Origin of the sequence: Nocardiopsis mwathae, from assembly GCF_014201195.1 — a bacterium.
In the GTDB taxonomy this organism is placed as follows: domain Bacteria; phylum Actinomycetota; class Actinomycetes; order Streptosporangiales; family Streptosporangiaceae; genus Nocardiopsis_C; species Nocardiopsis_C mwathae.
Window position 1 is genome coordinate 1,863,828 of sequence record NZ_JACHDS010000001.1, and the last position, 14,837, is coordinate 1,878,664.

The 14,837-nt window shown below is 74.0% G+C and carries 11 protein-coding genes; 6 read left to right on the forward strand and 5 right to left on the reverse strand.

The genetic code is table 11. The features are described from left to right. The first annotated feature begins 2 nt into the window (after nucleotides 1-2). From HNR23_RS07650 to HNR23_RS07660, 3 genes are all read left to right on the forward strand, one after another. A complete protein-coding gene (locus HNR23_RS07650; RefSeq protein WP_184074726.1) occupies nucleotides 3-971 on the forward strand; it encodes an o-succinylbenzoate synthase in 969 nt (322 codons plus the stop codon). 272 nt (nucleotides 972-1,243) lie between these two features. Beyond that, complete coding sequence (gene menD, locus HNR23_RS07655) at nucleotides 1,244-2,914, forward strand: 2-succinyl-5-enolpyruvyl-6-hydroxy-3-cyclohexene-1-carboxylic-acid synthase (protein ID WP_184074727.1); 1,671 nt, start codon at nucleotides 1,244-1,246, stop codon at nucleotides 2,912-2,914. A 116-nt stretch (nucleotides 2,915-3,030) separates the two neighbouring features. Continuing rightward, nucleotides 3,031-3,843, forward strand: a complete 813-nt coding sequence (locus tag HNR23_RS07660; RefSeq protein WP_184074728.1) for a cupin domain-containing protein — start codon at nucleotides 3,031-3,033, stop codon at nucleotides 3,841-3,843. A gap of 50 nt (nucleotides 3,844-3,893) precedes the next feature. Here the strand turns inward: HNR23_RS07660 and HNR23_RS07665 are convergent, their stop codons facing one another. Beyond that, nucleotides 3,894-5,159: an isochorismate synthase gene (locus HNR23_RS07665; protein WP_184074729.1), complete on the reverse strand. Its 1,266-nt coding sequence runs from the start codon at nucleotides 5,157-5,159 to the stop codon at nucleotides 3,894-3,896. 230 nt (nucleotides 5,160-5,389) lie between these two features. Between HNR23_RS07665 and HNR23_RS07670 the strand changes: the two genes are divergently transcribed. Both HNR23_RS07670 and HNR23_RS07675 read left to right on the forward strand, forming a co-directional pair. Beyond that, nucleotides 5,390-7,015, forward strand: coding sequence for a glycoside hydrolase family 10 protein (locus HNR23_RS07670; protein ID WP_184074730.1), 1,626 nt, complete (start codon nucleotides 5,390-5,392; stop codon nucleotides 7,013-7,015). 175 nt (nucleotides 7,016-7,190) lie between these two features. Beyond that, the gene (locus tag HNR23_RS07675; protein WP_184074731.1) at nucleotides 7,191-7,487 is read left to right on the forward strand and encodes a DUF3040 domain-containing protein; all 297 of its coding nucleotides are present in this window, start codon (nucleotides 7,191-7,193) and stop codon (nucleotides 7,485-7,487) included. 132 nt (nucleotides 7,488-7,619) lie between these two features. Here HNR23_RS07675 and HNR23_RS27415 read toward each other — a convergent pair whose 3' ends face one another. The 4 genes from HNR23_RS27415 to HNR23_RS07695 form a co-directional block, all read right to left on the reverse strand. Continuing rightward, complete coding sequence (locus HNR23_RS27415) at nucleotides 7,620-10,259, reverse strand: penicillin-binding transpeptidase domain-containing protein (RefSeq protein WP_343070465.1); 2,640 nt, start codon at nucleotides 10,257-10,259, stop codon at nucleotides 7,620-7,622. Between the two features lie 422 nt (nucleotides 10,260-10,681). Then, entirely contained in the window at nucleotides 10,682-12,031 is a 1,350-nt protein-coding gene (locus HNR23_RS07685; RefSeq protein ID WP_184080055.1) for an FAD-dependent oxidoreductase, read from the reverse strand. A gap of 289 nt (nucleotides 12,032-12,320) precedes the next feature. Continuing rightward, a complete protein-coding gene (locus HNR23_RS07690; protein WP_184074732.1) occupies nucleotides 12,321-12,878 on the reverse strand; it encodes a hypothetical protein in 558 nt (185 codons plus the stop codon). A gap of 215 nt (nucleotides 12,879-13,093) precedes the next feature. Beyond that, entirely contained in the window at nucleotides 13,094-13,774 is a 681-nt protein-coding gene (locus HNR23_RS07695; RefSeq protein WP_184074733.1) for a 1-acyl-sn-glycerol-3-phosphate acyltransferase, read from the reverse strand. A 377-nt stretch (nucleotides 13,775-14,151) separates the two neighbouring features. Here HNR23_RS07695 and HNR23_RS07700 point away from each other — a divergent pair, with 377 nt between their 5' ends. Beyond that, nucleotides 14,152-14,811, forward strand: a complete 660-nt coding sequence (locus HNR23_RS07700) for a cyclase family protein (protein ID WP_184074734.1) — start codon at nucleotides 14,152-14,154, stop codon at nucleotides 14,809-14,811. Nucleotides 14,812-14,837: the final 26 nt, after the last annotated feature.

Genomic DNA, 14,837 nt, shown 5'->3' on the forward strand with positions numbered 1-14,837 from the left:
GGATGCGCGCTGCCGGCGCCGCCGCCGCGGACACCGCCGCCGCGGGGCGGGCCTTCTCCATCCCGATGCGGACCCGGTTCCGCGGTGTCACCTCCCGCGAGGGCCTGCTGGTCCGCGGCCCGGCGGGGTGGGGGGAGTTCTCCCCCTTCGCCGAGTACCCGCCCCGGGAGTGCGCCCGCTGGTGGGCGGCGTGCCGCGAGGCCGCCGAGGACGGCTGGCCCGAGCCCGTGCGGGACCGCGTCCCGGTCAACGTCACGGTGCCCGCGGTCGGGCCGCAGGACGCGGCGCGCATCGTCGCCGAGGGCGGGTGCGCCACCGCGAAGGTGAAGGTGGCCGAGCGCGGGCAGGACGCGGGCGAGGACATCGCCCGGGTGGAGGCGGTGCGCGACGCCATCGGCCCGGCCGGGCGGGTCCGCATCGACGCCAACGGCGCCTGGGACGTGGACACGGCCGTCCGCAGGCTCGGCGAGCTGCGCCGCTTCGACCTGGAGTACGTCGAGCAGCCCTGCCCGACCCTGGAGGAGCTGGCGCAGGTGCGGCGGCGCACCGACGTGCCCGTGGCGGCCGACGAGTCGATCCGCCGGGCCGAGGACCCGCTCAAGGTCCGCGCGGCCGGTGCCGCCGACATCGTGGTGCTGAAGGTGCAGCCGCTGGGCGGGGTGCGCTCCGCCCTGCGGGTGGCCGAGGCCTGCGGGCTGCCAGTGGTGGTCTCCAGCGCCGTGGAGACGTCGGTGGGCCTGGCCGCGGGTGTCGCCCTGGCCGCCGCGCTGCCGGAGCTGCCCTATGCCTGCGGGCTGGCCACGATGCGGCTGCTGCGGGCCGATGTGGCCGCCGACCCGCTGCTGCCCGTCGACGGCCACCTGCCGGTGCGCGCCGCCGAGGTCGACGAGGAGCGCCTTGCGGCCGTCGAGATCGACCCCGGGCCGTGGCGTGCGCGGATGGCGGCGGCCCGGGCGCAGTGGCGGGGCTGAGCCGCCTCGGCGGCTCCGCCGGTCGCGGCGGAGGTGGGGCGTATCGCACGGCTGTGCCGGACGATTACCGTGGGAAGACGCGTTGCACGGAACGGACCGTCGCATCACCGCCGCCTCCCCGCGGGCGTCGGCGCCCCGGAGGCGTGCGGGTGTGAGGGCCGCCCATCGCCGTGCCGAACGCGGTCGGGGTGCCGCTGCGGTAGGGGGGGAGCACGGCGGACGGGACGCTCCGCCGATACTGGTTGTCCACGTACGACTTGAGAGCAGTGTGCATGAATCCGTCAACCGCGCTGGCGCGGGTCCTCGTCGATGAACTGGCCCGATGCGGGCTGGCCGAGGCCGTCGTCGCGCCGGGGTCGCGTTCGACGCCCCTCGCGCTCGCCCTCGTCGCCCACCCCGGCATCCGGGTCCACGTCCGCATCGACGAGCGCTCCGCGGCGTTCTGCGCGCTGGGGCTGGCACGCGCATCTCGGCGCGCCGTCGCCCTGGTGTGCACGTCGGGGACGGCGGCGGCGAACTTCCATCCCGCGGTGCTGGAGGCCGACCAGAGCGGCATCCCGCTGCTGCTGCTCACCGCCGACCGGCCGCCCGAGCTGCGCGGCACCGGGGCCAACCAGACCGTCGACCAGATCAAGCTCTTCGGGTCCGCGGTGCGGATGTTCGCCGAGGTCGGCACGGCCGAGCGGCTGCCGGGCATGGTCGCCTACTGGAGATCGCTGGCGTGCCGCGCGTGGGCCGCCACCGGCCCTGAGCACCCCGGCCCGGTCCACCTCAACCTGGCGTTCCGCGACCCCCTGATCCCCGATGAGCCGGGCAGCGGTGTCCCCTGGCCCGAGCCCGTGGCGGGCCGCGCGGGCGGCCGCGCGTGGATCGAGCGCCCCGTACCGCCCGTCGAACCCGCGCCCGTGGCGGCGCCCCCGGTGGAGCGCGGCGTCATCGTCTGCGGCGACGGCGACTACGATCCCGTCCCCTACCTGGCCCTGTCCCTCGCGACGGGGTGGCCGCTGCTGGCCGAGCCCACCTCCAACGCGCGCCGCTCCGAGGCCGTCTCGACCTACCGCCACCTGCTGGCATCGCCGCGGTTCGTCGCCGCCCACGAGCCCGAGCTGGTGGTCAGCGTGGGCCGCCCCGGTCTCTCCCGCCAGCTCCTGGCCTACCTCCGCCGCGCCCCCCGGCACATCGTCGTGGGCGACCCGCGGTCGTTCGCCGACCCGGTACGCACCGCCACCGAGGTCGTCGGCGCCCTCGCCACGCCGGCGGGGGCCGCCCCCGACACCGCGTGGTCGCGCTCCTGGCAGGAGGCCGAGGCCGCGGCGCGCACCGCGGTCGACGCGCTGCTGGACCGGGAGGAGGCGCTGAGCGAGCCGCGGCTCGCCCGCGACCTCGCCGCGCACCTGCCCGACGGGGCGCTGCTGTTCGCCGGGTCCAGCATGCCGATCCGCGATCTCGATGCGGCCATGGGCGCCCGCTGCGGCGCGCGCATCATCGGCAACCGGGGGGTGAGCGGTATCGACGGCACCGTCTCCACCGCGATCGGCGCCGCCCTGGCCCACCGGCGCGAGGGCGGCGGCAGCGGGTTCGCCCTGCTCGGCGACCTGGCCATGCTGCACGACCAGAACGGCCTGCTGCTCGGCGCCGAGGAGCCGCGCCCCGACCTGGCGATCGTCGTCGTCAACAACGACGGCGGCGGCATCTTCTCCGGCCTGGAGCAGGCCGGGCACCCCGACTTCGAGCGGGTGTTCGGCACCCCGCACGGCGTCTCGATGGAGCGCGTCGCCGCCGTGGCCGACGTGCCCTACACCCGCCTGGAGTGGGCGACCGACCTGCCCAAGACCCTGCTGGGGGAGGGGATCAGGATGATCGAGGTCCGCACCGGCCGGGTCGACTCCGCAGCCCTGCGCCGCCGCCTGCAGGAGGCGGTCGACCGCGCCCTGGAGGCCTGACCCGTCTCCACACCCCCGCCCGCCCGTGGGACCCCGGATACCTCCGAGGTCGGCGGCGGGGGCGGATCGTCGTGTGCCTCTGGGCCGAGGGGGCCCCGGCGGACGATACTGGCCTCATGAACTACGTGCTGCACATGACCGACCTGCGCGAGTGGCGCCGCGGAGAGGGCGATCTCGAACCGGACTCCCTGCACACCCAGGGGTTCGTGCACGCCTCACCCGACGAGTCCACCCTGCTGGCCGTCGCCAACGCCTTCTACTCCGACGTGCGCGCACCCCAGGCCGTCCTGGTGATCGACACCGGGCTGCTGGACGCCGAGGTGCGCTGGGAGGAGCCGAACCCGCAACCTCCGCCGGGAGTACCGCCCGACGTGCTCTTCCCGCACATCTACGGCCCCGTGCGGCGCAAGGCCGTCATCGGAGTCCGCTACCTGCGCCGCGACCCCGACGGGGTGTACAGCGCCGTCCAGCACCGCGGGGCCGTCGCCGAGGAGCTCGACCTCATCCCGCACCCCGAAGGGGGCTGGTACCGCTCGACCTGGCGCAGCCGCCACACCCTGCGCCCCGAGGGGTACCCCGGGGAGCGCGACGCGGCTTCGGGCACCCTGTTCATGCTGGGGCCCGGCGAGGAGTCCCGCTGGCACCGGCTGCGCTCCGACGAGATGTGGGTGTTCAACCGCGGCGGCCCGGTCGAGCTGGTCTACGGCGGCACCGGGGAGCGGCCCGTCGCCGACACCCGGATCACCCTCGGCCCGCACATCGAAGCCGGGCAGGTAGTCCAGGCGCTGGTCCCGGCGGGAACGTGGCAGTCGGCGCACCCGCTCACGGGTAGCGAGGGCGTGGTGAGCCTGTTCGTCTCGCCGGGGTTCGAGTTCGAGGACTTCGAGGTCGAGCCCGGCGAGGGCATGGACCGCGGAACCCGGGCCTAGATGTGCCGGTCTGAGACGTCGGGAACGCGGGCGGCCCGCGGTCTCCCGGGTCAGTCCACCAGGGCCTGGCGCATGACCTGGAACTTGGAGTCGGCCTCGGCGAGCTCGGCGCCGGCCGTCGATCCGGCCACGATGCCGCAGCCCGCGAAGAGCCGTGCGCGGGCCCCGGAGATATGGGCGCAGCGCAGCGCGATGCCCCACTCGCCGTTGCCGCGCGCGTCGATCCAGCCCACCGGCCCCGCGTAGCGGCCGCGGTCCATCGCCTCCAGGTCGCGGATCAGCTCCATGGCGGGGCCGGTCGGGGTTCCGCCCACCGCCGCGGTCGGGTGCAGAGCGGCGACCACGTCGAGGGTGGAGACACCGGGCCGCAGCTCCGCGCGCGCCGGGGAGGCCAGGTGCTGCACATTGGCCAGGCGCAGCAGACGGGGCCGGTCGGGCGTCTCCACGGCCTCCGCCAGCGGGGCGAGCGCGGCGCGCAGCGACTCGATGGCGTACTCGTGCTCCTCAAGGTCCTTGGCCGACGTGGTCAGCTCTGCGGCCAGCCGCTGGTCCTCCTGCGGGGTGGCGCCGCGCGCCCGCGTCCCGGCCAGCACCAGTGAGCCGATGCGGCCGCCCTCGCGCCGGACCAGCAGCTCCGGGGTCGCCCCGACCATGCCGTCGATGCTGAACGTGTAGCAGCCCGGGTAGTCACGGGTGAGGCGGCGCAGCAGTGTGCGGATGTCGATGTCCTGCTCGGCGCGGGCGCGGACGTCGCGTGCCAGCACCACCTTGGAGAGCTCGCCGGCGCGGATACGCCGGACGGCGGTGGTGACCGCCTCCCCCCACGCCGCCGCCGGAATCGACCCCTCCGTCCAGGCCAGCGGGCCGATCGGACGCGCCGGAGTGCACGCGTCGAGGATTTCGCCGGGGTGGGTCCCGGGGCGGTCGCACACGGTGGTCAGCCAGGCCCGGTCGGCCCGTCGTCCCACGATGACGCGGGGGATGACCAGGGACGACCCCGCCGAGCGGCCGTCGAAGGTGAAGCCGCCGAAGGCCACCAACCCCGTCCCGGGCAGGCCCACCCCGTCCCGCACGTCCGTCTTCGCCGCCGCCTCGGCCAGCCACGCGGCTGCGGCCGTGAAGCGCTCCGCCCCCAAGCCGGAGTCCTCGCCCGGCCAGTCGAACCGCGCCGCCTCGCCCCACGCCACCAGCCCGTCGCCGCGGTGCGACCACGCCAGCGGGGCGCCGGCCGGAAGGTGGTCCAGGAGATCGCGCCCGTCCCGCAAGGGAACGGTGCGTACGGCCAGATGGGGCGGGGTTGCTGCGGCGACACTCACGACATCGCAGTTTAGGGCGCCGCCCGCGGCGTTCGCGCGCACCACGACGGCCACCGGTCGCCGGGACCGTGCCGAACGTCACGCCCGGCCCCTCCGCTCACCCGCGCCCGCTCCGCCGGCCGGCGCCCGCGCGCCACCCGGACGGCCTTAGGCTGTGCGGGGGAAAACCGGGGATCGCGCCGCCCTGCGCGGGCACGCGGTGGACCGGGGGGAGCCGAGGTGGTGGGTCGATGAGTCGGATCGGACGGGGAGCGGTGCTGTTCGCCGCGATGTCCCTACTCGCGGGATGCACGGGCGTGCCGCCGGGGGCCGAACCCGGGGCGGCGGGCCCCAACGCGGCCGCGGACGCCCGGGAACCGGGTGCCGCGATCCCCGACGGGTGCACGGTCGAGACGACCGCCCCCAAGCGCCAGATGCGCGGCGTCTGGCTCACCACCGTGCGCAACATCGACTGGCCGTCCACGGACGGCCTCGGCGAGTCGGAGCAGAAGAAAGAACTGATCCAGCAGCTCGACCGCGCCCGGGAACTCGGCCTCAACGCCGTGTTCTTCCACGTCCGGCCCACAGCAGACGCCGTCTACCGCTCCGACAAGGAACCGTGGGCGCGCTATCTCACCGGCCGGCAGGGCGGCGACCCCGGCTACGACCCGCTGGAGTTCGCCACGGCCGAGGCGCACAAGCGCGGCCTGGAGCTGCACGCCTGGTTCAACCCCTATCGCGTCGGCTGGAACGACCCGGACCTGAAGAACCTCGCCGAGGACCACCCGGTCAAGAAGAACCCCGAGTGGCTCATCGAGTACGACGACCAGGGGTGGATGGACCCGGGCAACCCCGACGTGCGCGCCTGGGTGGGCGACGTCGTCCTCGATGTCGTGGACCGCTACGACATCGACGGTGTCCACTTCGACGACTACTTCTACCCCTACCCCGACGACGGCGGATCCGATTTCGACGACGACGCCAGCTGGAAGAGGCACCGCGGTGACTTCACCGACCGCGGGGACTGGCGGCGCGACAACGTCGACAAGCTCATGTCGGAGATCCACGAACGGATCGAGGGCGCCAAACCCTGGGTGCGGTTCGGCGTCAGCCCGTTCGGGATCTGGCGCAACGACCGCACCGACCCGGCCGGCTCCGCCACCCGGGGCCTGCAGTCCTACGACGCCCAGTACGCCGACACCCGCGCCTGGATCCGGGACGGGTCGATCGACTACGTCGTCCCGCAGCTGTACTGGCCGCAGGGGTTCGAGGTCGCCGACTACGCCGAGCTCGTGCCCTGGTGGGCCGAGCAGGTCGCCGGGACCGACGTCGACCTGTACATCGGCCAGGCCGCCTACAAGGTCGGCGACGACGGGTGGAAGGGCGCCGGCGCCCTCACCCGGCAACTGGACTTCAACACCGGCCACCCCGCGGTCACCGGAGACGTCTACTTCTCCATGAAGAGCCTGAACGATGTGGCCGCGGACGCCATCGAGGAGGCCGCCGCCGCACACTACCGGCACCCGGCGCTGCCGCCCGAGGCCGACGGCGACGCCCCCGCCCCCGAACCGGTCGCCGACCTGGAGGCCGAACCCTCCTCCGACGGCGTCCGGCTGGTGTGGGAGACCGGCGGCGGCGCCCGGTTCCACGCCGTGTACCGGGTGCCCGGCGAGGGCGGGGAGGACCTGTGCGCGCTCGCCGACGCCTCCCACCTGCTGGCGGTCGTCGGCGGCAACGCCAAGAAGGGCAAGCAGGCCTTCACCGACACCGACCCGGCCGAGGGCCCCGTCCGCTACTACGTGACCGCCCTGGACGACTACCGTGCCGAGAGCGTGCCGGGCCCCGCGGCGCGGCTGGACGGCGCACAGGGCGGGTGACCGGCGCGGGGGCGGGGAATCCGGTCAAGGCGGGTAAGGAGATCCGTACCGTCAGGTGAGAGGCGATTTCGCGGAACAGGGCGATTTCCGCTCTCCGGCCCCGATAGAAATCAGTGGATGCAGGGGAGACTCGACCCACGCCTCGGAGTTGCCCCCGACCAGCGAGGAGGAAGCGATGGCTCTACGCGAGTACGAACGGCGGGTCCTCGCCGAGATCGAACACCGCCTCAGCGAGGACGATCCCGACCTGGCCGGGTACCTGCGGACCTTCAACGCCGAAGCCCCGACCCCGCCTGAGCCGCCGGAGCGGCCGGGGCTGGGCTGGCGGCCGTGGGCGGTGTGCGGACTCGTCTCGCTGGCGGTCATCGCCCTACTGCTGGCGCTCATCGTGACGGCGCCGGGGCTGCGCGAGGTGCCGGCGGGCACCGGCGGGGGCACCGAGACCGTCGCACCCGCACCCGGCGTCGGCTGATACGGGGCAGGTCGGCCGTTCCCCGCCCTGCGGTGAACACAGCGGGCCGGCGGCCCGGTGGCGGTGTCCGGACGACGGACACACGGCACCGGGCCGCCGGCCCGACCTGAGCGGTCGGCAGCCGGGCCCGCCCTACAGGGCGTTGGCGAACTTCGCGGCCACCGGCCCGGCGACCGAGCCGCCCGCGCCGCCGCCCTCCACGACGACGGCGAAGGCCACGTCGCCCTTGTACCCGACCATCCAGGCGTGCGAGTCCAGTTCGTCGTCCTCGTTCTCGGCGGTGCCGAACTCCGCCGACCCCGTCTTGCCGTAGACCTCGCCCTGGAAACCGGCCTTCTCCGCCGTGCCGTCGGTGACGACGGCACGCATCATCGGGCGGAGCTGCTCGGCGTGCGGGATCGGCCGGGGCTCCGGCTGATCGGGCAGTGCCGGGTCGGTGACCAGCACCGGCGACCGCCAGGAGCCGTCCTTGATCGCGGCCGGGACGGTGGCCATGTGCAGCGGAGTGGAGATGACCTGCCCCTGGCCGATGCTCTGCGCGGCCAGCATGGTGACGTTCTCCGGCGTGGGGAAGGAGGGGCGGCGGGTCGGCAGGCCGATGTCGAGGTCGGCGTTCATGCCGAACTCCTCGGCGGCCTTGGTCATCGACTCGGACGTCAGCTTCTTCTCGACCTCGGTGACCAGCGCGGTGTTGCACGACGTGGCGAAGGCCTCGGTCACGGTCTGCTTGCCGTAGGCGGCGTCGCCGGCGTTCTTGAACGGCCAGCCGCCGACATCCGCGGTCTTGGGGCAGTTCATCTCGGCGCCGGTGGACATGCCGTTCTCCAGCAGTGCCTCGTAGGTGATGATCTTGAACGAGGACCCGGGCTCGTACTGCCCGTCGAAGGCGCGGTTGAAGTCGCCGGCGTTCATGGCCACGGCCAGGATCTCGCCGGTCGAGGGGCGCACGGCCACCAGTGAGGTGGGCTTGCCCTCCGTGACCACGGCCTTCGCGGCGGCCTCCTGAACCTTGGGGTCGAGGGAGGTGGTGACGTCCTCACCGGCCGTGCCCTCGATGGTGCCGACCACGGCCTCGGACTCGCCGGCCTTGTCCTCCTCACCCGCGGCCACGACGCGGATCGAGGTGGAGGCGGTTCCGGCCAGGCGTTCTTCGAAGGCCTTCTGCAGGCCGTCCTGGCCGGTGGGATCGTCGGCCTGGTAGGCCGGGCCCAGTTCCTCCAGGTCCTCCTCGGTGGCGGGGCCCACCTGCCCGGTGAGCATCCGTACCGAACCGGTGGCGCCCTCGGTGTCCAGCCGGGAGCCGTCGGCGGCCAGGATGTGCCCCCGCTCGCCCCAGTCGTTGGTCCGGGCGAGCGTCTGCCCCTCGCCGAGGTCGGGGTGGATCACCGCAGGGGAGAAGTCGACCTTCCACTCGCCGTCGGCTCGGGTGAGCGGGAAGGTGCCTTCGTAGCTCCACTCACCCGCGTTGCTGAGGGACAGCGTCGCGGTGTAGGCGGCGGTCGCGGTGTCGCCGTCGGCGGTGACATCGCCGAGCTCGACGGAGGCCGCCTCGACGCCGAGGTTCTTCTCCACCTCCTCGAAGGCATCGGCCAGCCCTTCGCCGGTGGCCGCGGCGGCCATGGTCGGGTAGTCCTGGGAGTCCCACGCGGCGACGTAGTCCTTGGCCGCTTCGTCGGGACCGGGTGTCTGCGTCAGGAACCACGAGATGCCGCCGCCGACCAGGGCGAGCACCACGACGGCGGCTCCGATGCCGATGAACAGGCCCTTGCGGGAGCGGGGAGCGGGGTCGTCCCCGGTCCCCGGGCCCTCGGGGCCGGTCGGGCCGCCGGGGCCGTCGGTCCCGCCCGCGCGGTGCGGCTCGCCCGGCGCGTTCGCGGCCCCGAGAGGACCAGGGTGGTGGGGCGGTGTGCCCGCGTCGGCCCCGGCCTCGTGGAGCTGCGGGGAGAACGGCGGGGGAGTGGCGGGACGCGGCGGCTCCTCCGGCCGCGGGCGGCCTGCGGCCGCGGCACCGAAGTCCGGGCCGTAGCCGGGTGCGGGGATGCCGCGGGTCGGCGCGCCCGAGCCCTCGGCCTCCGGCCGGGCGGCCGCGCCGCCCGGCCAGGCGTCCCCTTGGGGGTGCCCGGTGGGCACAGCGGGTGGCGCGGCGGGCCGCGGAGGCCCCTGGTCCGGCTCGGGGAGGGGCGGCGGCTCGCTGCGGTAGCCATGCGGCGGTGTGGCGGGGGCCTGAGGGAACCCGGACGGCGGTGTGGCGGTGGGCGGTGGCCCGGCGGTGGCGCCGGGCAGGGGCCTGCCGGAGTGCTCCGGGGGGCCGGGCGGAGTGGCGGCGGGCGCGGCAGGGAACGGCCCCGTCGCGGTGCCCCCGGAAGGCCCGTCGGCAACGGAACCGCCGGTGGGTCCCTCAGCGGGCACCGCGGGGAAGGCCCCGGTGCCCTGTCCGTCGGAGGGGGCCGCGGGGAACGAGGTGGTGCCCTGGGGGTGGGCGGGGAGTGCGGGGAAGGCCCCGGTGCCCTGTCCGTCGGAGGGGGCCGCGGGGAACGGCCCCGTGGAGCTCCGGCCGTCGGAGTCCGGCTGCGGGGTGGGCCGATGCGGCGCGGCGGGCTCGGCGGACACGGGGGCGTCCTGTGCCCCCGAGGCCACCGCGGGGGCGTCCTGTGCCCCCGTGTCCGCCTGGGGCTCGGGCGGGCCCGCGGGGTGATCCTCTCCCGTGCCCCCAGGGCCGGAAGGAGTCGCGGGCCGCTCGCCCTCCGACTCCGGGGTCGACCTCTCGTCCACGCCTGCCGTCCTTCCCATCCGCCCGATACAGCTCCGCCCCACGCTCCCAGGGACCGGGAGAGCGGGGCGGGAACACGTGTGAGTGGCCGGTGTGGCGGTCGCCTCTCGGCGCGGGGCACAACGCGGCTCCGGCAGTCCGCGCGATCACCCGCCGAAGCGGGCCCCGCGCGCGGTATTCCACGAAGGCTATAGGTGAGGCCCGGGGGACACTTGCTACCACACCGACCACCAGTGACTCTAACCCATCGAGCCGCCCCCGTGTTCCCGTTGGAGCGGGGAAAGCGCGGGTTATCCAGGTCACAGGCGCCCCGCCAGGGGGCGACCGGCCGCCGGGCCGGGCGGGAATCCCCCGCCTTCAGGCGGGGGAGCCTTCAAAGCCACTGGCCGGAACCGGCCCCGGGGCGGGGCGGCGGGCGGGGGCCTCAGGCCTCGTCGCGGGCGATCCGCGTCATCTCCTCGCGCTGGAGGACCTTGACGCGCTTGCGGCCCTGGGGCTCGCCCAGAGACTCCTCGTGGGACTCCAGGCGCTGCCACCCCTCCCAGGTGGTGTAGCGGACGCCGCGCTCCTCCAGCAGCTGGATGAAGGACTCCGGCTCCGGGGCGGCGGCCGGGGCGAAGCCGTCGCGGTCGGCCACCAGGTTGGTGACGGTCTCCAGTGCGTCGCCCTTGGTGTGGCCGATGAGGCCGACCGGGCCGCGCTTGATCCAGCCGGTGGCGTAGACCCCGGGGATGGGGGCGTCGTCGAGGTCCAGGACGCGGCCGCCGTCGTTGGGGATGACGCCCCGGTCCTCGTCGAAGGGCAGATCGGTGGCGGGGGAGCCGAGGTACCCGATGGCGCGGTAGACGGCCTGGACCTCGTGGTCGACGAACTCGCCGGTGCCGCGCACATCGCCGTCGCCCGTCAGCTCCATGCGCTCGGTGCGCAGCCCCTCGACCCGCTCCGTGCCGAGGACCTCGACGGGGCGGTGCAGGAAGTGCAGGTGCAGGCGCTTGCCCTCACCGCGGGGGTCGCGGATCGCCCAGTTCTGCAGGACCTTGACGTTGGTCTTGATCTGGTTGGAGTCCTCGATCGCGGCGAGGCTCGCGTCGTCCAGGTCGAAGTCCTCGGGGTAGACGATCACCTCGACGCCGGCCTGCTTGTCCAGCTCACGAAGCTCCATGGGGGTGAACTTGCCCTGGGCGATGCCGCGCCGGGCGAAGACGTGCACGTCGGTGATCTTCTTGGCGCGCAGTCCCCGGTGCACGTTGTCGGTGATGTCGGTGTCGAGGAGGTCGTCGGCGTCCTTGGCGAGGATCCGCGCCACGTCGACGGCGACGTTCCCGGCGCCGATGACGGCGACGCTGGTCCCCTCGACGTGCCAGTCGGGGGCGACGTCGGGGTGGCTGTCGTACCAGAAGACGAAGTCGGCGGCGCCGTGGCTGCCGGGCAGGTCGATGCCGGGGATGTCCAGGGGGCGGTCGCGGTCCGAGCCGGTGGCGAAGATGACGGCGTCGTAGTGGTGCTGCAGGTCTTCGAGCTTGAGGTCGACGCCGTACTCGACGTTGCCGATGAAGCGGATCTCGGGCTTGTCCAGGATCTTGTGCAGGGCGCCCTGGATCTGCTTGATCCGGGGGTGGTCGGGGGCCACGCCGTAGCGCACCAGGCCGTAGGGGGACGGCAGCTTGTCCAGGATGTCGATGCTGACGGGTGTGCCGCTCGCGGTCAGGGTCTCGTCCTTGGTCAGAAGGTCGGCCGCGTAGATACCCGCAGGGCCCGCGCCCACGATTCCCACTCGCATCGGTCGCGTCATTGACATCTCCGTTTCGTCGCGTCTGTTCCGGGCGGCACAGTGGGGACCGTGTCGTGCCGCTCTCCACGTCACCCGGGACGCGGTAAATCAGGCAAGGCTAGCCTAATCTAATGCGTGCGGCATTTTCATACTTAGTCGACTATAAAGGTAGACAACCCGACTCCCGTTGCGATGCGCAGGGTGGGCGCCTCCCGGTCGAAGGTCGCATCGGCCCAGGCCACAGGGGAACAGCGGCCCCGGCACTTGGCACAACACCCGTCCGGCGCGACAATCAGCCCGAAACGGCTGTGGGGAACCTCACGCCTGCGGCGCGTGTCCATCCGCCCCGCGCGGCCGTCGGCCACAGGCGGATCAGGAACTCCTCGCGCCCGCGCAGCCCCTGCTCGGCGATCCGGAACTCGGCGGAGTGCGGGTCGCGATAGCGCTGGAGTAGCTGATCATAGCGCTCGGCCACCGCGCGCCGCTGCCGGGCGTGGACATCGGCGCGGTAGGGGCCGCTGCCGCCGAACAGCCGGTGGCGGACGGAGCGCCCGGGGATGTCGCCGCTCACGATCACCTGGCCGCGCAGGAACACGGTGGCCGAGGCGGTCTCCTCCCAGCCGTCGCAGGCGGCGTCGGGGGGCGCGATGTCCCACTCCTCCAGTGCGACGTTGACGTCCACCCGGCCCTGCAGCGTGCTGAGCTCCAGGTGGTCGAAGCCTCCGACGAGCAGTGAACCGCCGGACAGGCCGCTGATGTCGGCGCCACCGGCCGGTGCCCCCGGCCCGTAGACGTGGAAAAGCCCGTTCCCGGGGAAGACCGGGAACAGCAGCCTGGCAAGCCGTGCCACTGCTCCTGCACCTCCACACGCTGATGTCCGTACCCGGTGCCGGGCCGCCGCAGGGCGGCCGTCATCGGGCAGGACCGGCAGGGCGAGGGGACCGGTCTTGGAGCGACTCTAGACCTCCATCACGCGCCGTGTTCGCGGAACAGCGGAACTCCGACCGGGACGTGCCCCGACCGGGGGCCGGAGGGGCGGGCCGCAGAGTGGGTGCGAACGACGGGCTAGACCGACTCGGCCTTGACCGAGCCCGCGTAGCGGGCCACCGCCTCCTGGCCGGAGATCTCCCGGACAGCGGCCATGACGGCATCCGTCGCGGCGCGCCGGGAGCGTGCGTGGTCGTGCTTGCCGGCCCAGTCGGAGAGGTCGACCGGAGGGCCGCAGCGCACCTCGACCCGGCGGAAGATCGCGGGCAGCCGCCGCCCCCGGGGCAGGATCCGGTCGGTCCCGACCAGCGCGACGGGCACTACCGGAACGTCGGCTCGCAGGGCGAGCCAGGCCAGGCCGGTCTGTCCCTTGTACAGGCGGCCGTCGGGCGACCGGCTGCCCTCCGGAAAGATGCCGAACACGGCGCCCTCTTGCAGCACCCGCAGGCTGTTGTCCATCGCCTCCTGCGAGCTCTGGCCGGGCCGCCGGTCGACCGACAGCTGACCGATGGCGCGCAGCGCCCGGGTGAAGGCGCGCTGGGCGATGTTCCCCTCGGCGAACAGCTCCCGCTTGGCGATGAAGGTGACCGGGCGGCGCACGGCCACGCCGATCACCAGGGGGTCGAGTACGGACAGGTGGTTGGACGCGAGGATGACGGGACCCTCGGTGGGAATGTGCTCCGCTCCCGTCACGCGGATCGGCCACAGCGCCCGCGTGACAGGGGCGATCACCGCTTTGGCGATGCCGTAGGGCGACACGGCGGTGTCCTCTCTGCTGTCTTCGTCTCAGGGGATGGGCGGCGGGCGGGTGCGGGCGGGCCGCGGCCGCCGAACGCGCCGCCAGAGCACTGTATCGGGGCGTGTGGGCGGCGGAGCGGCGCCGGGGACACGCGGTTCGCCCCGGTCCCGGGGGGAACGATGGCACCGGACGTGGTCCGCACGCCCGAAATGACAGGGGGTTTCGGATGGAGCCCGGGCCCGGTGCGCACACGAGCTCCGGGAAACCGCCGGAAACCGGTGGTGGCCCAGGTCTCACCCGTTCTACTCTGGTCTAGACCTCTGCCCGGAGGTGTGCGGAGCCGCGGACCGCGAGCCCCAGGACACGGCACAGGGACACAGGGAATGAGGGCGGAAACGTGACACAGCTGGTCGACATCAGCCACCAGATCACCGCCGGGATGACCACCCACCCGGGACTCCCCGGACCGGAGATCGACGACCACCTGACCTTCGAGGAGTCACAGCGGAGGTACGCGGCGGGCACGGAGTTCAGCATCGGCCGCATCTCGATGGTCGCCAACACCGGCACCTACCTCGACACACCCGCACACCGCTACCGCGACGGCGCCGACCTCGCCGACCTCGACCTGGAGAAGGTCGCCGGCCTGCCCGGCCTCGTCGTGACCGCCGACGAACGGGAGATCGGCGCCGAGGCGTTCAAGGGACTGGAGGCGGAGGGCAGGGCGGTGCTCATCCGCACCGGCTGGGACCGGCACTGGCGGACCGAGGCCTACGGCTCACCCGAGCACCCCTTCCTCTCCGAGGATGCGGCGCGGGCGCTGGTGGACGCGGGTGCGGCGCTCGTCGGGATCGATACGGTCAACGTCGACGACACCTCCGAGGACGCGGGCGGCGCGCGCCCCGCACACTCCGCGCTGCTGGCCGCGGGCATCCCGATCGTGGAGAACCTGTGCGAGCTGGGCCGCCTGCCGACCGAGGGCTTCACCTTCTTCGCCGTCCCGGCCAAGGTGCGGGGCCTGGCCGCCTTCCCTGTCCGGGCCTTCGCCATGGTCTGAGACCGGGCGGGCCCCGGCGGCGACGG

What these genes read in the sequence shown, in the direction of transcription:
- HNR23_RS07660 (WP_184074728.1), top strand. Translation starts at nt 3,031, where the DNA reads ATGAACTACGTGCTGCACATGACCGACCTGCGCGAGTGGCGCCGCGGA.
- HNR23_RS07675 (WP_184074731.1), top strand. Translation starts at nt 7,191, where the DNA reads ATGGCTCTACGCGAGTACGAACGGCGGGTCCTCGCCGAGATCGAACAC.
- HNR23_RS07650 (WP_184074726.1), top strand. Translation starts at nt 3, where the DNA reads ATGCGCGCTGCCGGCGCCGCCGCCGCGGACACCGCCGCCGCGGGGCGG.
- HNR23_RS07670 (WP_184074730.1), top strand. Translation starts at nt 5,390, where the DNA reads ATGAGTCGGATCGGACGGGGAGCGGTGCTGTTCGCCGCGATGTCCCTA.
- menD (WP_184074727.1), top strand. Translation starts at nt 1,244, where the DNA reads ATGAATCCGTCAACCGCGCTGGCGCGGGTCCTCGTCGATGAACTGGCC.